Annotated in this window: 21 protein-coding genes and 2 pseudogenes; 9 read left to right on the forward strand and 14 right to left on the reverse strand. The window is 67.9% G+C overall.

From position 1 onward, the window contains the following. Positions 1-635 precede the first annotated feature (635 nt). A complete protein-coding gene (locus tag H4W80_RS32385) occupies positions 636-1,556 on the reverse strand; it encodes an NmrA/HSCARG family protein (RefSeq protein WP_192788543.1) in 921 nt (306 codons plus the stop codon). Between the two features lie 87 nt (positions 1,557-1,643). Between H4W80_RS32385 and H4W80_RS32390 the strand changes: the two genes are divergently transcribed. Then, entirely contained in the window at positions 1,644-2,234 is a 591-nt protein-coding gene (locus H4W80_RS32390; RefSeq protein ID WP_192788544.1) for a TetR/AcrR family transcriptional regulator, read from the forward strand. A 417-nt stretch (positions 2,235-2,651) separates the two neighbouring features. On the opposite strand, the gene H4W80_RS32395 is transcribed toward H4W80_RS32390, so the two are convergent. Beyond that, positions 2,652-3,371, reverse strand: coding sequence for a VOC family protein (locus tag H4W80_RS32395; protein WP_192788545.1), 720 nt, complete (start codon positions 3,369-3,371; stop codon positions 2,652-2,654). Between the two features lie 11 nt (positions 3,372-3,382). After that, positions 3,383-3,943: a PadR family transcriptional regulator gene (locus tag H4W80_RS32400; RefSeq protein WP_192788546.1), complete on the reverse strand. Its 561-nt coding sequence runs from the start codon at positions 3,941-3,943 to the stop codon at positions 3,383-3,385. Between the two features lie 95 nt (positions 3,944-4,038). Here H4W80_RS32400 and H4W80_RS64690 point away from each other — a divergent pair. Continuing rightward, positions 4,039-4,164, forward strand: a pseudogene (locus tag H4W80_RS64690) (transposase); the annotation flags it as partial. Next, a pseudogene (locus tag H4W80_RS61320) lies at positions 4,140-4,376 on the forward strand (transposase); the annotation flags it as partial. The pseudogenes H4W80_RS64690 and H4W80_RS61320, both read left to right, overlap by 25 nt. Here the strand turns inward: H4W80_RS61320 and H4W80_RS32415 are convergent. From H4W80_RS32415 to H4W80_RS32435, 5 genes are all read right to left on the reverse strand, one after another. Continuing rightward, positions 4,360-5,340, reverse strand: a complete 981-nt coding sequence (locus tag H4W80_RS32415) for a helix-turn-helix domain-containing protein (RefSeq protein WP_192788548.1) — start codon at positions 5,338-5,340, stop codon at positions 4,360-4,362. The pseudogene H4W80_RS61320 and the gene H4W80_RS32415 overlap by 17 nt on opposite strands. After that, positions 5,337-5,678 (reverse strand): hypothetical protein, encoded by a 342-nt coding sequence (locus tag H4W80_RS32420; protein WP_192788549.1) that lies wholly within the window; start codon positions 5,676-5,678, stop codon positions 5,337-5,339. The genes H4W80_RS32415 and H4W80_RS32420 overlap by 4 nt, the downstream gene beginning before the upstream one ends. A gap of 271 nt (positions 5,679-5,949) precedes the next feature. Further along, positions 5,950-6,903, reverse strand: a complete 954-nt coding sequence (locus tag H4W80_RS32425; RefSeq protein ID WP_192788550.1) for a phage baseplate protein — start codon at positions 6,901-6,903, stop codon at positions 5,950-5,952. A gap of 70 nt (positions 6,904-6,973) precedes the next feature. After that, positions 6,974-7,150 (reverse strand): hypothetical protein, encoded by a 177-nt coding sequence (locus tag H4W80_RS32430; RefSeq protein WP_192788551.1) that lies wholly within the window; start codon positions 7,148-7,150, stop codon positions 6,974-6,976. 131 nt (positions 7,151-7,281) lie between these two features. Then, a complete protein-coding gene (locus H4W80_RS32435; protein ID WP_192788552.1) occupies positions 7,282-7,698 on the reverse strand; it encodes a hypothetical protein in 417 nt (138 codons plus the stop codon). An 818-nt stretch (positions 7,699-8,516) separates the two neighbouring features. Here H4W80_RS32435 and H4W80_RS32440 point away from each other — a divergent pair. After that, positions 8,517-8,918: a hypothetical protein gene (locus H4W80_RS32440; protein ID WP_192788553.1), complete on the forward strand. Its 402-nt coding sequence runs from the start codon at positions 8,517-8,519 to the stop codon at positions 8,916-8,918. A gap of 80 nt (positions 8,919-8,998) precedes the next feature. Beyond that, positions 8,999-9,256: a hypothetical protein gene (locus H4W80_RS32445; RefSeq protein WP_192788554.1), complete on the forward strand. Its 258-nt coding sequence runs from the start codon at positions 8,999-9,001 to the stop codon at positions 9,254-9,256. A 464-nt stretch (positions 9,257-9,720) separates the two neighbouring features. Here H4W80_RS32445 and H4W80_RS32450 read toward each other — a convergent pair whose 3' ends face one another. Both H4W80_RS32450 and H4W80_RS32455 read right to left on the reverse strand, forming a co-directional pair. Then, the gene (locus tag H4W80_RS32450) at positions 9,721-10,044 is read right to left on the reverse strand and encodes an STAS domain-containing protein (protein ID WP_192788555.1); all 324 of its coding nucleotides are present in this window, start codon (positions 10,042-10,044) and stop codon (positions 9,721-9,723) included. A 118-nt stretch (positions 10,045-10,162) separates the two neighbouring features. After that, positions 10,163-10,759: a DUF5994 family protein gene (locus H4W80_RS32455; RefSeq protein ID WP_192788556.1), complete on the reverse strand. Its 597-nt coding sequence runs from the start codon at positions 10,757-10,759 to the stop codon at positions 10,163-10,165. 326 nt (positions 10,760-11,085) lie between these two features. Here H4W80_RS32455 and H4W80_RS32460 point away from each other — a divergent pair, with 326 nt between their 5' ends. After that, the gene (locus H4W80_RS32460) at positions 11,086-11,880 is read left to right on the forward strand and encodes a tyrosine-type recombinase/integrase (protein ID WP_225963794.1); all 795 of its coding nucleotides are present in this window, start codon (positions 11,086-11,088) and stop codon (positions 11,878-11,880) included. A gap of 193 nt (positions 11,881-12,073) precedes the next feature. Here the strand turns inward: H4W80_RS32460 and H4W80_RS32465 are convergent, their stop codons facing one another. Together H4W80_RS32465 and H4W80_RS32470 are read right to left on the reverse strand one after the other, a co-directional pair. After that, positions 12,074-12,910 (reverse strand): Crp/Fnr family transcriptional regulator, encoded by an 837-nt coding sequence (locus H4W80_RS32465; protein WP_192788557.1) that lies wholly within the window; start codon positions 12,908-12,910, stop codon positions 12,074-12,076. Then, positions 12,910-13,095, reverse strand: a complete 186-nt coding sequence (locus H4W80_RS32470) for a hypothetical protein (RefSeq protein ID WP_192788558.1) — start codon at positions 13,093-13,095, stop codon at positions 12,910-12,912. The genes H4W80_RS32465 and H4W80_RS32470 overlap by 1 nt, the downstream gene beginning before the upstream one ends. Positions 13,096-13,644: 549 nt before the next feature. On the opposite strand from H4W80_RS32470, the gene H4W80_RS32475 reads away from it, so the two are divergent. Together H4W80_RS32475 and H4W80_RS61325 are read left to right on the forward strand one after the other, a co-directional pair. Further along, positions 13,645-13,947, forward strand: a complete 303-nt coding sequence (locus H4W80_RS32475) for an Lsr2 family DNA-binding protein (RefSeq protein WP_192788559.1) — start codon at positions 13,645-13,647, stop codon at positions 13,945-13,947. 331 nt (positions 13,948-14,278) lie between these two features. Next, positions 14,279-14,524: a hypothetical protein gene (locus H4W80_RS61325; protein WP_225963795.1), complete on the forward strand. Its 246-nt coding sequence runs from the start codon at positions 14,279-14,281 to the stop codon at positions 14,522-14,524. Positions 14,525-15,704: 1,180 nt separating this feature from the next. Here the strand turns inward: H4W80_RS61325 and H4W80_RS32490 are convergent. Then, a complete protein-coding gene (locus H4W80_RS32490) occupies positions 15,705-16,277 on the reverse strand; it encodes a DUF305 domain-containing protein (RefSeq protein WP_192788561.1) in 573 nt (190 codons plus the stop codon). A 235-nt stretch (positions 16,278-16,512) separates the two neighbouring features. Beyond that, the gene (locus tag H4W80_RS32495; RefSeq protein WP_225963796.1) at positions 16,513-16,671 is read right to left on the reverse strand and encodes a hypothetical protein; all 159 of its coding nucleotides are present in this window, start codon (positions 16,669-16,671) and stop codon (positions 16,513-16,515) included. A gap of 340 nt (positions 16,672-17,011) precedes the next feature. Here H4W80_RS32495 and H4W80_RS32500 point away from each other — a divergent pair, with 340 nt between their 5' ends. Further along, the gene (locus tag H4W80_RS32500; RefSeq protein WP_192788562.1) at positions 17,012-18,409 is read left to right on the forward strand and encodes an alpha/beta fold hydrolase; all 1,398 of its coding nucleotides are present in this window, start codon (positions 17,012-17,014) and stop codon (positions 18,407-18,409) included. Positions 18,410-18,464 lie beyond the last annotated feature (55 nt).

Below are 18,464 nucleotides of genomic sequence, written 5' to 3' on the forward strand. Positions count from 1 at the left end.
CGCCGGGCGGCGCGCGGGTCGGGGCGGGCGGGCGGTTTGACATAAGGCCCCAGATCGGTGATCGGATGCGGGGCGGGACGTAGCGGAGCCTGCGCCTGCCGAAGATGCCATCCGCGCAGGTCGTCCTGATCAAACCTTCCCTGTGGGCTCTTCGGCACGCGTCCGGCACACCAGCGGGCCGAACACGAGAGCGAACTGTCCCGGTTTGCGCTATCGACGGTCGGCCACCTCGGGCCGCACCGTAAAGCCGGACCCAAACGACACCCAACAGAAGGACCCCAGGGGAAGGGGCGGCGGGCGGGACGCGCCCGAAATGCTCGCAGACCCGTCCAAGCACTGGTCAAGCCGCCTTCGGCAGGACTCGCACGACTTCACAGCCGCTGCCGTGCTGGCCTCCTCTGCGGTACGGAACTGCTCGTTCACTCTGCTGCGAAGCAGCATCTTCGTCCTGCCCGCAGCCCCCGCGGTTGCTGCTTCGTTCTCAGGACGGGGCCCCAGGAGAGCTTGGTGCGGAGCGTCCGGGGCTCGGCTGATAGGCCGTTCCGGTCAAGTGGTTCAAGCTGGGAGGAGGGCCTCGGCATCCGAGTTCGACGCGCACACGAGCGGCCGAACCGGTTCCTGGTGGATCGGACGGGTCAGCCTTCGAGGAGTCTGGCGATGGCTTCGGCGCCGCCTTGGTCCAGCCAGCTTGGGAAGTTCAGCAGGTCCGGGTGGCGGTGGCGTAGGGCGGGGATGTCGGCGCGCCATAGTCCGCGTTGGGCGGTGAAAGCCCGAGTGGCGTCCTTGCTCAGATTCAGCTCCTCGCCGGCGACCTGCCGGTAGGTGATCTGGCGCCCGAGATGCCGGCTGATCAGGCGCACGGTGGCCTCGGGGGTCAGTTCGTCGCCTGCCAGCTCCAGGGCCTGGCCGAGATAGGCAGTGGGGTCGGCGAAGGCGAGGGCGGCAAAGGCGCCGATGTCGCTCACGGCGACGAGTTGCACGGGCACATCGGGGGCGAACAAATGGCGCAGGACTCCGTCGGCGGAGATGCCGCCCAGCTCAAGCCCGGGGATGGCGTGGTTCTCCATGAAGCGCACCGGTCGCAGGATGGTGGCCGGCAGTCCGAGGGCAGCGATGTGCTGCTCGATGGCCCACTTGCTCTCCCAGTAGGAGATGCCGGTGCCTCGCTCGGCACCGCCGACGGAGGCAAAAACCAGGTGGGCAACGCCAGCCGCAGCCGCAGCCTCCGCCAGGTGACGGCCGCGCCGGATCTCGCGTTCGCTGTCCGGGTCGTCGGGGGTGACGGCGAAGACGCCGTAGGCGCCGGCCATGGCCGCCTTGAGACTGCCGGGATCGTCCAGGTCACCCATCAGCAGCTCGGCGCCCGTTGCGGCCAGTCCGCGAGCGGCCGTGGCGACGGGATCCCGGACCAGAACGCGGACCGGCCAGCCGTCGGCCAGCAAGCGTGCGGCGGTGGCTCCGCCCTGTCGGCCTGTGGCGCCGGCGACCAGGACAGGCTTGCCGGCCCTGCTCGCGGCGGTGGTGGAGGAGAGCGAATGATTCACGGGTGTGGTCATGTGAGGGACCTCCGGAAACGGTAAAGTTGAGACTGTCTCGAGAAAAATATCGAGACAGTCTCAACTTTTCAAGCGAGGGTTCTGCTCATGAACGCCGGCACACCGCCACCCCGCCGTCGCATGCGGGCCGACGCACACCGCAACTACGAACGGCTGCTGACCGAGGCGGCGGCCGCGTTCGCCGAGCACGGCGCGGACTTCTCCCTGGAGGCGATCGCGCGCCGGGCCGGGGTGGCCAACGGCACGCTCTACGGCCACTTCCCCACCCGCCGGGCCCTACTAGAGGCGCTGATGGGTGATCGGATGCAGGCCCTGGCTGCGACCGGCGCTGAACTGCTCACCGCATGCTCACCCTTCGATGGCCTGGCCACCTGGGCGCGGGCGGCAATGGTGCACACGACGATCTACCGAGGGCTCGGCGCCACGCTTATGCAGGCCGTCGAGGATGAAACCTCCGAACTGCACGCGGCGTGCAAAGCGGTGCTCGCCGCCGGAGAGGAGTTGCTGGCCCGGGCGCGAACGGCCGGCGAAGTACGGCCGGATGTCACCGCCCCGGACCTGTACGCGCTGGTCAACGCGGCGGCATGGGCGGGCGAGCAGAGCTCCCCACCCCAGGGAGAGCGGCTGCTGACCTTCGGACTGGATGGATTCCGGACCTCGGCCACCGATCGCGAGTGATCGCGCGCCTGCCCTCGGCGATCCGGCCGCCGAGAAGAACTCCAGGCTCCGCCGACAACTCGCCGAAGCGCTCGGCCGCCTTCGACTGGCCGACGCGCGCGCGCCGGACAAGCCCGCACCCGCACCGACTCCCGCGAGCCGCTCTTCGGTAACGATCGGCCCCTGCTGACCGACGCTTCTCAGACCGCCTGCGGCCTCGTCGCGGACACCGTCTCCAACGAGGCCGCCCAGGTCAGAGGCTCCGTGACGACCAGCCGCTCAAGATAATGAGGACCTGTGAAACACGGCCTGCCCAAACACGAGCCGGCCGAGCTGAGCACAGACCCCGACCTACGGCGCAGTCCTCAAGGAGGACGTGCGCTACCTCGGCGACCTCATGACCCCCGCTTGGCGGCCCCGCGCAAGCGCCGTACCCGGTCAGAGACCTAGCACGGCCTCGAGGTCGTCGATGGCCGCCAGGGGCTGGGCGAGCTGCTCGCGTTCTGCCTCGGTCAGGGTGAGGGCGCGCGCCCGGGCCAGGGCGTGCCCGGCGGCGGCGTGGTCCCTGGCGCGGACGGCGAGCTCGGCCCGGTAGACCAGCGCCTCCAGCAGCTCGGCCGCCGACCCGGTGTCCTTGTCCCGCTCCAGGGCGCCGTCCAGGATCTCGGCCGCCCGCTCGTGCTTGCCGTGGGAGTCGCCCATCACGACCGCCCGGTTCAGCGAGGCGGTGAGCCTGCTCGTGGCCTCCTCCTTCTCCGGCAAGGGGCGGGCGGCCATGAAGCGGATCCAGTTGCCGCCGGGGTCGATGACAGCGAAGCCAGAGTGGTTGCCGTCGTTCTTCCGCCTGCGGGGCCGGGTCATCCGGGGGATGCCGGAGACCAGGAGCTTGCCGTGCGCCGCGCGCATGCCCGAGGCGAACGCCTCGAACAGCTCTCCGGTGTCCGGCACGACGATCACGCAGGTCCCGTAGGAGTCTTCGGGCTTGAACGCCTCGGGCATGCCGAAGAAGCCCAGCTGGAGATCCTCGCGCTTGAGCAACACGTACGGGTTCGGCCGAACCTGGTAGTAGATCCGGCGGAAACCGAGCATCGTGTAGAAGTCGACCATCTCGTCGATGGAGCGGCAGGGAAGCAGCGGTATGGCGATCTCGTTGGCCATCGGGAGAACTCCTATTCGCCGGCCATGGTGAACGCGCCCTCTTCCAGGCGGCGGATCATCCGGTCGGTCCACTGGGCGCCGGCGTCGGCGGTGCTCAGCCACAGGGTCAGCACCTCGCCCACCGGGCCCCAGGTCGCCAGATCCGTACCCTCGGGCAGGTACGCGGTAATGCTCGCGCGCCACTCGCGCATGGCGCGGGCCCGCCGGCGCAGCAACGCCAGGGCCCGCTCCCGGGGAAGGTCCTCGATGAGGCCGACAGCGGCGCCCAGCACGTCCAGGCTCGGCTCGCGGTCGGCCAGCGCCTGACCCAGCAGGTCGAGGTACTCCCGCTCGCCCTCCTGGGTCAGCTCGTACTCGATCCGCGGCGGCCCCCCGGCCTCGGAGGCGACCGTCTCGTGCGTCACCAGCAGGCCCTGACCGGCCATGCTCTTGAGCGCGTGATAGACCGAGCCCGAGGTGGCGGTCGACCACTCGTGCGCGCCCCACGACTCCAGATCCGCGCGGACCTGGTAGCCGTGGGCGCGCCCGCGCCTGCGCAGCGCGCCCAGGACCAGCAGCCGTACCGGCTTCATCGAACCCTCCCGAACCTTAGCTAGCCAAATTTGGCTAGTCGCTACCGGGAGCTTACCGCACTGATCTCTCGCTGTAGCCGAGCGAGAGGAGCACGGGTGTCTTGTTCGTACGGCGCACCGGGGTCGTCCGGGAGCACCTGCCGCAAGAGTTGGGCTACGGCTCGGGCATGACCTGCTGGCGACGCCTGGCCGAGTGGAACGCCTCCGGCGTCTGGTGCGCGAGCTGCAGATCCGCCCGCTGATCGCCCGCCGCGGCACCGAACACGGCTCCGGCTTGGGCAAACACCGCTACGTCGTGGAGCAGACCTTCGCCCTGCTGCGCGCCTTCCGCCGCCTGCGCATCCGCTGGGAGGTTCGCGCGGACGTCCACGAGGCCTTCCTCAGCCTGGCCTGCGCGCTCATTTGCCGGCGGCGACTTATCTCATTGCGTTAGGACCTCTTAGCGCTTGCTGTCTGAATTCGCTGGCCGAGATGCCGAAGGCACGGTGGAAGGCCCTGCTGAAGACCGAGGGGTGGGAGAAGCCCCACTCGGAGGCGATCGCGCGGATGGGGACATGACACAACGCCGGATCGGCCAGATCAAGACGCGCACGCTCCAGACGTTGCGCCTTGATCCATGCGGCCACGCTTAACCCCTCTTCCTGGAACAGCCGATGAAGGTAACTGGTGGAGATGTGATGCGCGGCAGCCAACGCCCGCGGTGTCAGATCCGGCTCACGCAGATGCCGCTGTACGAACGCCTGGATGCGCAAGATGAGGACATTCCGGTGGGACTGGCCGGTGGTGCTCACCCCGTCAACCTCCAGGGCGTGGAAAAGCAGCGCGGAGACCAAGCTGGCGAGCGTCATCCCCAACCGCGAGCCATCGACGGGCCGCAAGTTGTGCACATTCTTATTGATATTGGTGACGAAGTCGGTGAGCAGGCCGCCGATGCCCTCGGTGGCGGAGAGGGGACGGCCCAGCAGTCCGTCCAGGTGTTCGGCCGGCAGGTTCAGCAGGGCCTGGGGGACCGTGATGCACGTGGCCCGGAAGGCGGGTCCGTCGCCTGGAGGCCGCACGTCGCACGCGACCATGCGGGTGGGATCGTGGACGAACAGGTCTCCGACCCCCGAGCTGAACCGTCGGTGCTCCCAGATGATGTCCACTCGGCCCGCCAGAGGAATCAGGAGGTGGTAGGACTCTGCGGATCGTGGGCCAGTCTCGTGATCTGGCCGCGGGGTCTGCCGGATACGCATCGGGGCGACGGTCTTCGTCGTCAAGCGCAGGCCGCCGAGCGAGATCTCCCGTTCGTCCATGCGGACGCACTCGCTGCCCGATTCCATCACCGAGCCGGAGTCATGGCTCTGAGCACGGTATTCGCGAGGAAGTGCGGGAGCCAGGAGGGTGTCCTCGGTCATCTTGCCTCCCAAGGCTGGAAGGCCCACAGCACAGGGTGTCCCTCGCCGGGACCGGGCTTTTTGATCCCCGTATCCTTGACGTTGAGCAACCTAGGTCCGCCGAGTTCGTCGAACAACACTGCCCGGCTCTCTTCGCCCACATTCCCCCCTGTCTGCTCGAACATGGCGATGTCATCGCGCTGGAGCACCTGACCGCGAGCAGCCCGAATGCAGGTAGAGGCCGTACGCGACACCGTCGCCTCCACGACAGCGCCAGCCGGATCCTGGCCCGAGGGCAGGCCGTCCACCAGGTAGTCGGCCCACGGCCACGGGCCCGCCCCATCCACCAGGCGAAGCAAGCACGTGCGGCATGATGAGCGGCCGTCATTCTTCGCCTGGCGATCTCATCTCCTGCGGCGCTGCAACACTCGCATGCCCCCCGCTGAACTGGCATTTCCACGGCCACCACGCGGCTCAGTGGTATTCGTTGATCAAACCGGCGACTACTCTGCGGCGCGATCCGGCCTTTCCATCGGCACCACGATCGAGCCACAACGGCGGTCTGACGTTGCTCGGGAGAGATGATCAGGGGGCCAGGCGGTCGATGCGATCGCCCAGCCCCCGTACGTGTCAGATCAGCTCTGTCTTGTAGAAGATGCTGGCCAGGCGGGCCGTCTCGACGCCTGAGGCCAGGCCGAGGCACAGGCGAGGGGCACCGGAGACGATCTGGATGCCCATGCCCTCTGGCTCGCGATGGTCCAGAGACTGGCCGGCCACGCTGCGCGCCCGCTGGACCTGCTCGCCTGTACGCAGGTCCAGGCAGGTGATGTACGTGTTGCCGGGCGGCGGATTGTCATCCCCGTACGCCGTGCCGGTCAGCATGTAGACGAAATTCCCGTAGGCCGCGTACCCCTGGAAGGTGCCCAGGCCCGACGGTTGGGCGACGTCGAACAGCGCCTTTGGCGAGCCCGCTTTGACGTCCGCCAACGAGTAGACCGCGTAGCGGAAACCGCTCCCGTCCCAGTAACGCATGGCCAGCCGGTTCGTGGAGGGGTCGATCGCACACGTGGTGTTGTCCGAGTCCGCGATCGGTTTGTACTTGGTCAGCGCCGACGACGAGGTGGTCAGCGTCTGACCGTTGACGAACTTGAACCTGGCCAGCTTCGTGCCCCGGGAACTCTTGCCGTCACTCACCCCGTCCGTCTCCGTCCACAGGTAGGCCGACGTGCCCGACGGCTCGACCCCGAACTGGACGCCGTGGCCGAAACCCATCAGGTACATGTGGCCGAGGATTGTGCCGGTGAGGCTGAGCTTGGACAGGCACAGATGGCCCGCCGCGCCGGAGCCGGCACCGTTCTTCACTTGAAGCGTGTAGATGTGGCCGTTGCGGTTGTCGAAGGCGATCGACTGCAGGACGGTCTCGTCGTACAGAGCCTTCTTCCAGATCAGCGAGGTTGACGGGGCAGTCAGCTGGAACCGTCCCTCTGCGGCGGCCGCGGGCTTGGCGGCCAGCGCGGCGGCCGCGGCGACACCGGTGCCGAGCCTGAGGAGCCCTCGGCGGGAAACACGGACGTGAGAGGTCATCTCCCCTTGATCGCCTCCTTGGTAGCCGAGCCCTGCGTAGAGTCATGCCGGTTCGCCGGGCTGTGAGCGATCACAGCCCGTCCTGCCAGCCGAGGTTGACCGGGTCGCATTCGAGGTCGTCCGGCAGGCAGGAGTTGGACGGCAGAGCGAGCGTATGGAGGTGGCGGCTCCCACCCGTGGAGACAGCCCCATGCGCCACGCCGACGAGCACAGCAGCCGCAGCAAGCGACAGGATGGCTCTCTTCATAGAGGTAGAACTCCTCGCAATTTCCCGTGCCGGGCATCTGATGGAGTAGAGTTTCGGGCATTTGTCCCCGACGTGTCAGCATTTTCGGCTGGCGCGCACCGTGTCCTGCCAGCCTTGTTCCTCTCGGACCGTCAGCCGCAGTGGACGTTCGTCGCATACCGGATGGCTGAGCCGACGGCGCCCACCAGGTCGATGCACTTGCCCTTGGCGGAGGCGTAGACGGGGCCCGCGTAGTAGGCATAGTCGCCATCTTCATAGTCGGCCCAGCCGTTGCTCGAGGGCGTTGCGATGCCCACGGCCTTGTACGCCTTCTTGCCGTAGTTGCCGCCCGAGCCGTAGGCGAGGGCGCAGTTCTTTCCGGAACTGGCGTTGTAGTAGACCTCTAGCGTGCCCTGCTTCGTCCCGGACTTCGGGATGTTGTAGACACCGATCCGGCTGTAGCCGGTCCCACAGGGACCTGCCGCGGCGGCCGGAGTGGCGGAGGCGACAAGCCAGGTCGAGGCGACCAGCACGCCTACAACGGCGCCGATTTTTCTGCGAATAGGCATTTATCTTCATATTTCTGTTCGGGCCAGGGGTGACGGCGCGTCTCCCCGTCTTGCCCGAGCCATGATGACGACGGGCGCTGAAAAAACACTGAAATGGGGCTGAATCACCCTCCGTGTCCGCGGAGGGACGGGCGTCTCGAAGCTGAGCCGCGAGAAGAGTGCCAGTTGCCGGACGGGGCAGCGGGCGTGGGCAAGACCGCCCTGTGGCGAGCCGCCACCCCCATGTCAGATCCCTCGCTACCGAGCTGCGGCTCAGCACAGCGGAGTCCAGCGACGCGCTAACGCCGCAAATCCTCCGGAAAGCTGCGCAGACCCAGCCGGCGATTGATCATGGGCGCCATACTCCTCGTGGGAGACCTCGGCGCAGGCTTTCTGACAGGCCGCGTCACCACCGAAGAGCTGGATCTTCCCGAAGGGCAACGAAGATCATCTCGCCCCGGTAAGCCCTCCGCGCCGACCGGCCGCACGCCTTCCTCATCCGGGTCCGGAGCCGTACGACGCCCTGGAATTCCGTCCTGTCGTGCGCTTTCCCGCACTGCGGACTCTGATGTGACTCGTTTCGCTGGTCCGGCCTCTCACGCCAGGCCGACGACGGCGGCGGGTTGAAGTCCGGCAACCGGTCCGCGCGCGGTGAAGATATAATGCCGTCTCCGGAATCGCCGGACGCCAGCGAAGAGATCGTGGCTCGCATGCGACTCCCACCGCTCGGGTACCGACCGGGTAACGAGACTAGGCTCCGACATACTGGGATGTAGCCGCGAAGGGATCCGATCATCAGCAGCGACTCTGTCTCTCCGTGGGAAGACCGGTCAAAACCGGTGCGCCGCCGAGTCACCGAAGCAGCCGTCCTGAGCACCCAGGCCCAGAGCCCGGCAGACGTCGCCCAGTGGACCTGCCCGCATGGTCAGCATGCCGGGCACGGCTGCGTCGCCTGCTATCACGCCTGTGCTGACGTCGATCCGGCACAGCCACTGTGGGAGGTCGCGGCGTGGTTCACCACCGAGCGGCCGATCCCCATCAGGGCGCTGCAGGACGTGCACCGCCACGACCGCGACCTCACTCTCACCCAGCCGTCGACGCCTCTCGTCTACCTTCTGAGCGCACGTGTGAGAGCCGCCCTGGGCGCGGAGGCTGTGGCGGGAGTGGTGGGGTTCCTGGTGCAGAACCGGCACATCGTCGACGAGTTCACCGTGACGGAGATCCGCGCAGCCCACTCCTGAACGTCTCTATGCCAGGGGCAGCCGGCTGCTGCGGGTGAGCGCTGCGATCCCGGCCTTGGCGCCTCGGCGTTGATGAGGCGGTGCACCGCCTGGCCGACACGGTCGCCATGCTGCAGGGGGTAGGACAGGCGGCTGCGGCCGATGGCGGGACAGATGTCGGCGGCTGCGCGTACGCGCGCAGGCCCGGGCGCCGGTCGGCCAAGAAGACCGGCCCGCTCGTGCGGCCGGCCAGCAGCCGGGCCGTGGCCGTGGCCGTGGCGGTGGCGGTGGCGGTGGCGGTGGCCCAGACGCCCGGAGACGACCAGACTTCGCAACCCCCCAGGCGGCACACGGCCTGAAACGACCGGCTCCACGACCAGGACAAGCGCACGGCCCCCGGTCACCGCATGCGACGACAGCCGGGGAAGGGAACTGAACCGGTCGGCCCGGGGACGGGCAGGAAAGAATGGCGACCAGCGCGACAGCACGAACGGCACCTGCGGCAGCGGCGTCAGCCGAACGGCCTCGATCGCGTTGAACACCACCAACGGCGCGGCATCGGCCGGCGGCCGGCAGGCTCGAGCCCCGGCGACCTCAACGCACCAGCGCGCGGCCTGCTCGTGCGTCTCCTCCAGGCTGGTGAAGGTCCGACCGCGCCAGAAGCTGTCGCGGATATAGGGCGGAGGCTTACCCCGAAGTGTGGACACGGGTCGTCAGTGCCACCTGCGCACCATCGGCGCTGAGGCGCTGCCGGGCGTGCGGGAACGGAGATCGCCCGTCGTATGCCGGGGGCGGAGCCTGAGGAGCCCGCGTGGGCATCCGATCACGCCACCATCGGCAGACCGCGGTCCAGGCCAGTGATGCGCAGCAGCCGGGACATGAACGGTCGGGGCGCGGTCAGGGCCACGGTGATGCCCATCGACCGGGCGCGGTGCTGGATGCCGACCAGGACGCCCAGGCCACCGGCGTCGCAGAACGTGACCCCGGACAGGTCGAGAATGAGCAGGCTTGTGCTGTAGTGCAGCGTGTCCATGAGTTGCCGGCGAAGCGCTGCGCTGGTGAAGATGTCGATGTCGCCGGACAGGCGGACGGTGGTCGGCCTCGATGGGTCGGCCACGCCGAGCGGGGCGGTGTCGATGACGGTCATGGAATGTCTCCTCATTGGAGAAGCTGAAACGGGATGAGATGCCTGCCGGTCGGAAAGCCGGTCTGCCGCCGGAACGGGCGGTGCTTGAACCGTTCGATCCGGCTGGCAGGCGGCCGGGTCACGCCGGCGCTGACGGCCGTGCGATGGAGGAGGGCGCCTCCTGGCCGGTGACCGACCCGCCCTCGTTCTCCCAGCAGGCCAAGCTGCCGGCGGCAATCGCGCACACAAGCGCGGCGGGCTCGGGCGGCAAGCGCGCGTGGATGAGGATGTCATCGGCAGTCAAGCCGGCGGTGTCGTGAGCGGTGAGCTTGAGCGTGGCCTCAGCGGGGCCGGCGGCCGTATCCGGCGGGATGATCAGCAGGGCGACCGGCTCCGCGGCGGCGAAGAACAGAACGACCACGTGAGGGTCGTCGTGGCGGAACCAGCCGATGCGGACCTGCCGCCCGCGTGCCGGGATCCGACTCGGGATGTCCTGCCACGCGTCCCGGGACACGCCGACCATCAGCGTGGTCCGCCCCAGCCGCTGGTCGACGGCGGCGATGAGACCGGGCAGTTCGGCGGTCGCGTCGCGGGAGTAAGGCCACCAGGCCCCGTCCACCACGGCTCGCCGGTCCAGCACCGGGTGGAGACTGAGCCGTAGCACGGAATCCACCCGAGGGATCGCCGATGAGACGGGGCTGAGCGGTGCGGGTTGAGAAAGAAGTGTCGGCGTCATGGTCTTCTGACCTGTCCGGGCCCCTCGAAAGGGGCCGGTGGTGGTTCGCCGGGGGCGACGCCGACCCGGCTGCCAACGCTCGAAAAGACCTCGGTCTCTTCACTCTACCTCGTACTGAGCGAGTGGCTTCCGGAAAAACATCCTCAGAGGTCCCGCAGCCGGCCGGAGCGGCTTCCGGAAACGCAAGCCGGTCGCGGGGGCCGTGCCGCTGTCCGCGCCCTACGCCGCCATCCTGGCCGGCTACACCGCCGCACTCGAGCGCGCCCCGCTGGCCGACTCCACCAGGACCAAGTACGCCTCCCGGTTGCGCGGCGTACGCCTCCCGGTTGCGCGGCTACCTGGCCTGGCTGGCCGACCAGGCCGACGCCGGCACCCTGGACGGCGACCCGCTCACCGACCCCATCGCCGCCACCGGCGCGGTACGCGACTTCCGCCGTCACCTCAAAACCGGCCGCCGCGCCCCGAACACCATCGACACCTACCTGTCGGCCATCGACGACTTCTACACCCGCCGCGGCCTCGGCCAGATCCGTATGCTGCCCGTCCATGCGGACCTGCGCCAGGCCCTGACCGACTGGCTGACAACTCGCGCCGATCGGAAGGGGGCCGACACCCACGCCGCGCTGTTCCTCAACCACCGCGGCGCCCGGCTGAGCGACCGCGCTGCCCGCGACATCATCACCGGCTTCGGCGCCGCCGTCGGCCTCCATGACGACCCCGCCGAGCTCTTCAGCCCACATGTCCTGCGCCACACCTTCGCCACCCAGCTCATCCGCGACGGCAAGGACCCCATCCTGGTCGCCGAACTGCTGGGCCACGGCTCGTTGGACACCACCCGCCGCTACGTCCTGCCCGCCGAAGCCGACAAAGCCGCCGCCTTGGACACCGTCGTCACCGACCAATGGACAGCCCGCTCGGCGACGCTCGCCCTGGCGCTCCATCTCACGAGACCGCCTCACGACTCGTCATCACCGATCCTGCCCGGGCACGACGATACGGCCACCACGCTGCCGTCGGCCGTCACAGGCGCGGCCATCCCTATCAAACTATTCTCAGCGCCGATGGCTGTTCCTGGGTTCCGCGACCCCTGCGCCTGCCGAAAACTCCGTCAACGACGGTGAAGCGGCACGTTAATACCCGTCAAGGACTTCGCTGACCGATTCGATCGGGGCACTGCATCCACCCAGGACGAAGACAACGACGACCGCCGTTACACCGCTCATGATCAGGACGGACACCATCAGATCATGAACCGGAGCCACTAGTCCGAGTTAACCAGCAGAGCCCTACAGGGTTCGCTTGGTCGAACCCAGGCTACAGGCCAGGCGGCCGGTCTTTATAAGGTGTCGGAGCCATATCCGGCCCATGGTGCGCAACATTATTACGAAGAAGATACTCCTCGAAAACGGGCGTCGGGCCGAGAAGCTCCGCTGCGGTGGCCGCTGACCACTGCGCCTGTCGTTGTACGTTCCGCACGTCTACCACTGCAATGGCGCCGTAGCTCGTCGCCACGAGGCCCTCACGTTTCCACGTCTGGATGATCCGCGTGGTGGACGCGTCGCTGATTCCCAGCCAGCGTGCGAGGTCAGCCTGGGTCAGCGGCGGCGCCAGCACTGGAGTGTTGCTCCCGGGCACGTTCCGTTCCCCGAAGAGCAGCCGCAGCGCGAGCAGCAGCCAGGCCAGGCGGGAACGCGGTGTGTGGAACATCCGCAGGCGAAGGCCCACCTCGAGCCTCGTCGTCTCACGCACGAGCCGGGCGAGTTCGCGCCGTACCAGGGGGAGATCGCTGCAGAGGAGCGGTACGGCTCCCGCCGGGACGCGCAGCAGCTGCACGTCCTCGGTCGCGACCACGCGCATCCCCGCCGCTCCCTCTCCCGAGCTGTAGATATCGGGATCGAACTGGTGGGCTGGGATGGCCAGATCCCCGGGGCCGGCGACGGCCAGGACGACCCGCTCGCCTGCAACGACCTCCACCCGAACCCAGCCCGACAGGATGATGACCAGATCGTTGTCCCGGGTGCCGGGCAGTGCCTGTCGGCGCGGAAGCCGTTCCAGAGCGGCCGTCTCCAGAATGACTGTCTGATTGACCTGTCCCAGCCGGCTCCAGAACGGCATTCGCTGCGCCGGGAACGGGCGCGCCGCGGTTGCCATCACCCATCGCCGTAGAGAGCCAGCAGAATCGGTGGAATCGCCGCCAGCAGGAGACTCGCGGCCATGAGCGCCCGCACCAGCCGGGCGGGTGCGGTTTTAGCGATGCGTGTCGAAATAACTGCAATCATGCAGACGATCGCCAGGACCACAAGCCCACCGACGACCACAGAAAGGGACGAATTCATACTATCCTTGCCATTGGAGAAGGGATAACACCTCGATGCGCAGGCATTCGAACGGTTGCCGAGCGTCCAGTGCGGGTTGGTAAGTCCCGCATCCGGAGAATACCGATCGATTCGCGAGAATGCACCCTTTCGCCGTCGGAGATGACCTACGAACATAAAGTCGCCCGCAACCAGTGCACTTATGCCAGAATTCTCTCCTCTGAGAGGATTGTCGGGATCGACAAACTTGCACTGTGATGAATGAATGCCAACCCTGGGTGGAGAATTCTATTCCGCCATCAGATAGCATCTCGTCGTTCTCGATTGGAGAAACGCTTGCCGAGCGTCCACATCGAGGCCCGGTGGTCTGTCCGGTGTGGTGCCGGGCAGACCACCGGGCACAGCCGACCGGGCGAGACCCTCAACCCAGCTGTCTGGCCGGGCCTAGCCCGTCCGGCGGACCTCCCTGGCTCCTGATCGCTGATCCGTGAGGCGCGGCGGGCCAAAACACCCAGGCACGGCGAGGAGGTCCACGACTATCTGGTCGCACAAGTCCCGCAGCTGGAACGCATGTACGGCAAGCTGGAACGCATGTACGGCAAGCGGCGCCGTACTCTCACCCACCTCGGCTTCACCACCGCGGCATCCGGCTTCGATGGACGCCCACCGACCGCCGACGCTCCCTCGCACCTTTCCGGGCCAAGGACGCCACCAGAGATCGCACGGCGAAGCGACCAGCAACCGACCGTCTCGCAGGTGCGCGCGTGGGCTCGTGAACAAGGACTTCCGGTCGCCGACCGCGGCAGGCTCCGTCCCGAGGTCTGGGAAGCCTGGCATGCCGCCGTCGGCATCATGTCTGAGGAGAAACCGTGACACTACGCTGAGGGTGCGACTCAGGTAACGCGGCCGAAGGAGTCGAGCGACGGTGAGCGTGGACCTCGAACACGAGCCCATTCATGACCTCGCCCGCCGGGTCATCCGGTTGGCCGAGGAAACTCAGCACGCCGCTCAAGTGCTCGAACGCCGTCTCGATGCGATGGAACGCCGCACAGTAGCCGCTGGTAGAGCCGAACGTCTCCTGAGCATTGCTCTCTTGCCCGAGGGTGATCACAGAGGTTCCCTGCGGAAGTATCGTGTGCTGCTGACCCACCACCGGCCGGAGCCGAATGGATCCACGCGTTCCGCCGCTGGGCCGGGTGAGAGCATGAGCGAATACCAGTACTACGAGTTCCTGGCCATCGACCGGCCACTCACCGACCGGCAGCAGGTCGAGGTCCGCGCCCTGTCCACCCGGGCCCACATCACCGCCACCGGCTTCACCAACGAGTACCACTGGGGCGACTTCCGCGGCGACCCGTCCCGCATGGTGGAGCGTTACTACGACGCCCACCTGTATCTGGCCAACTGGGGCACCCACCGGATCATGCTCCGCCTCCCCAGGCCGTGCTGAACCCCAAGCGGGCCGAACGCTACTGCGTAAGCGACCAGGTCAGCGCCTGGACCAGCGGCGAACACCTCATCCTCGACTTCACCAGCTAGGCAGAGGAGGAGTACCGGGAAGACGACGTCGAACGCTCGCTGTCGGCGATCGTCGGCATCCGCGCCGAACTGGCCGCCGGCGACCTGCGGCCGCTCTATCTGGCCTGGCTGTCGGCGTACGGGACCTGGGAGCGTGACGAGGACGCCTTCGACTACAAGGAGGAGGACGAACTGGAGCCGCCCGTCCCGCCGGGGCTGGGCTCGCTCAGCGCGCCGCAACGGGCCCTGGCCGACTTCCTGCGCCTGGACCACGACCTGCTCGCGGCCGCCGCCAAGGCCAGCCGGCCGGCGCAACCCGTACAGCACGATCGAAAGGCCCTGGCCATCCGCGATGAGCACGCCGGTCCCTTCACCCAGCGCCTCACCCACCTCCGGGAACGACACCAGGGCAAGCCCAGCCTCATCAAGCGACTCAACGACGCGGGCCTCATGGCCGAGTGACCGGCGATTTCCAGGCCTGGCGATCAGCGATCCGAGCCACCGTGAAGGACGCCGTCAAGCCGGTCTCGCCGGTGGATGTTCAGGTCGATGATCCGCTCGGTAGCCGTGATCGGATCCGGGAGGGTACGCAGCGGGGCCGCTTGGGCCAGAGCTTGATGGGCTCGGTGCTGGTTGAGGAAGCATTCGTACTCGCGCAGGGTGTGACGCAGGTGGCGTTCGTTCCCCGCAGGCAGCGGTCCAGCAGCTCACGGCGGCACGAACAGCGACGCTCAGGCCGGCCGTCGGTAGCACAGCGGATCCGGGAGGGTACGCAGCGGGGCCGCTTGGGCCAGAGCTTGATGGGCTCGGTGCTGGTTGAGGAAGCATTCGTACTCGCGCAGGGTGTGACGCAGGTGGCGTTCGTTCCCCGCAGGCAGCGGTCCAGCAGCTCACGGCGGCACGAACAGCGACGCTCAGGCCGGCCGTCGGTAGCACAGCGGATCCGGCGGGTACCGGATCAAAGCAGCTCCAGCTCGCCAATCGAATGCAAAGTAAGGACGGTCAAGGGACGCCAGGGCATTGCGGTAGGCGCCATGAGCGCCGGGTTACCTGGCCGGCGCTCTGCGGTAGGCGGTCGCCAGGCCTCCTGCGGGTGCATGGTGTCCGCTGAATCAGGTGCCCGTCGGTGAGGGCTCCGTGGGCGTCGGCCCGCCGGGGGTTCCCGGATGCGGCCCTGGTGTCATGCCGGGCATGCCAGGCATGCCGGGCACTTGCGGGATGCAGGGCGTGTTCTGCTGTCCGAACCACTGGGCCAGGTACTGCCGCATCGCGCGGACCTCCGCCCACTGGTCGTCGCGCACCTTGCGGGCGAAGTCGGCGACCTCGGCATGCTGCGCCTCGCCGTGCATGAGGAGCTGCTGCGACATCATGATCGCCATCATGTGGTGCGGGATCATGTGCTGCAGGAACGTCTCGTCGAGCTGATCTCCCGACAGCCCCGACAGGTCGGGCATCGTGGTTCCGCTCGGGCTCGGCGCCGGGCTCTGCCGGTACCACTGCTCCAGCCAACCCTTCATCTTGCCGACCTCGGCAGTCTGCGTCGTGACGATGGACTGCCCGAGCTGCCGCATCTCGGGCCTGTTGGACCGCCGCAGCTGCCGGGCCGCGGTGATGGCGTCCTCGTGGTGCGGCACCATCTGCGACAGGTAGTCGTACTCACTGGTGATGGGATGCATCTGCCCCATGCCCGGGCACGTTGGCTGCGGACCCGTGGGAGAAGGACTTGGGGACGGCATCGGTGGAGATCCCATGGCCACCGCGGTGGCCCCCGAACCCATGGTGATGGCGCCCAGGAATGCCCCAGCGGCGATCGCGGTCTTCATGGAGCGTCGCTTCATGCGTCCCCCTAACGCTGATTCGACACCTACTTCCACGGTAATCCCGCTGCTCTGACCGGCCGATGTCAGGTCCGCCGACCCCTTATTGGTGTGCCCATCCGGAGCCGCCCGCTCCGACGCTGTACTCGGGGGCCAGGTAGACGCTGGTGCCGAGGCCGAACAGAACGCCGCGTCCGGACAGGTCGGTGAGGATCTGGTTGGCTTCGGCCACGTTGCGGGCGGAGCGGTCGGACTTGGTCACGGTGAAGGCACTTCGAGCCCCTGCTGAAGGAGGTTGATTTCACCGACGTCGAGCTAGCAGCTTGATCGCGGGCGTGGGTCGGTGCGCCGTGGCGAGCGTCATCGGGCGGCGCGTGGCCTGCCCGCCCATGGTCAGCTGCTCGGCCCCCTCTTCGACAACGGAGGTCCCAATAGCCCCAGGGGTTACAAGGTCGCGCTGTCGGTGAAGAACAGCAGTCCGGGCTGACGCGCGGCCGGTCAGCCCCTTTGACCGCTCGTCCTTAAGTCTCGGACCGGTCGCACAGGAAATGTCTATCGAAGGTGTGACGCATCCGTTGGCTGGTCCGCGACAGGCTCGGCACATGAACATCACACGCGCTCTGGCCGCGGCCATCACCCTGGTGGCCGTCTGTCAGTCTCCCGCCACGGCCACTGCCAGGGAAGGCGCTTTGAGCTGGGGTGACTGCCCGGGAGGTGGCGGCGCCATGGGCATGCGCTGCGTCACACTGCGGGTTCCGGTGGACTGGTCGAAGCCCGGCGGTCGCACGATCGAGCTCAAGCTGGGCCGGCTGGCCGCCACCGGATCCCGCCCGGCCAGGGGGACGGTGCTGGCGAACTTCGGCGCGGGCGCACCGGGGATCGCCTACCTTCGCGACGTGCCAGGCGTGTCGACCGCGTTCACGCAGCTCCGGCAGAGCATGGACATCGTCACCTGGGACCCGCGCGGCTACACCAACGGCTACAGTACGCACCTGCCCTGCCAGATCAAGAGCAAGACCGATCCCGAGCTGCCTGACGATCAGGCGGGATTCGACAGAATCGCGGCCGGCAACCGGGCGGACGCCGCCCCTTGCCACGACCCCGATCCCCAGCTGTTCGACAGCATCGGCTCGGTCACGCACGCCCGCGACATGGAGGCGATCAGACGCGCCCTCGGCGAGTCAAAGATCAATCTCTTCATGGGCTCGTACGGCGGCACCTTCGGGCAGGCGTACGCTCACCTGTTCCCGAAGCGCATCCGGACCATGGTCCTGGACGGGACAGGCAACATGAGCGATCCGGAAAAGGAGAACGCGGCCAGGGCGCGCGACAGCGAGCGGCGGCTGCGGCGATTCATCGCGTGGTGCGCGGACGAGCCCTCCTGCGTGCTGCGGGGCAAGGACGTACCGCGCCTGTGGCAGGATCTGGTGGCGCAGGCGGACCGCGTACCGCTCCAGCCCGGCGGCTTCGACGGCGTCAAACTGCAGGACTACCTCGGACAAGCGCTGATCTCCCAAGGACCCGAGCGGTGGCCGGCCATCGCCGAGGCCATCGCCGCCGCCGGACGTGGCGACGCGTCCAAGTTCGCCGCCTTCCCCGCGCTCGGTGGACCGAACCCGGACTTCATCGCGTGTCAGGACATGCCGCGACCTGCCAGTTATGCCGCGCTGAAGGCCGCCATGAAGCGGCTGCGCGCCGTCGCGCCCAACACCGGGACGGGTGGCACGACGGTGACCAGGCTTCGCTGCCTCGGCTATCCATCGCCGGTGACCTTCCCTACCGGGCCGCTGCCCAAGACCGTGCCGCCGCTGCTCGGCGTGGGCACCTGGGTCGACTTCCCGGGCACCGAGCGGGTCGTCCGCCAGGTACGGGGAAGCCGGACGATCTACCATGACGGGCCGGGCCACGAGATCTACCTCTCGGGCAACGCCTGCGTCACGGAGAAGGTGAACGCGTACTTCGTCGACAAGATCCTCCCTGCTCCCGGGACCGAATGCTGATGCCCGGGTTTGCCCTGGCAGGCGGGTGTGGCCCAGGGTGAGCCGCATGCCACCT

The organism is Nonomuraea angiospora (assembly GCF_014873145.1).
GTDB lineage: Bacteria > Actinomycetota > Actinomycetes > Streptosporangiales > Streptosporangiaceae > Nonomuraea > Nonomuraea angiospora.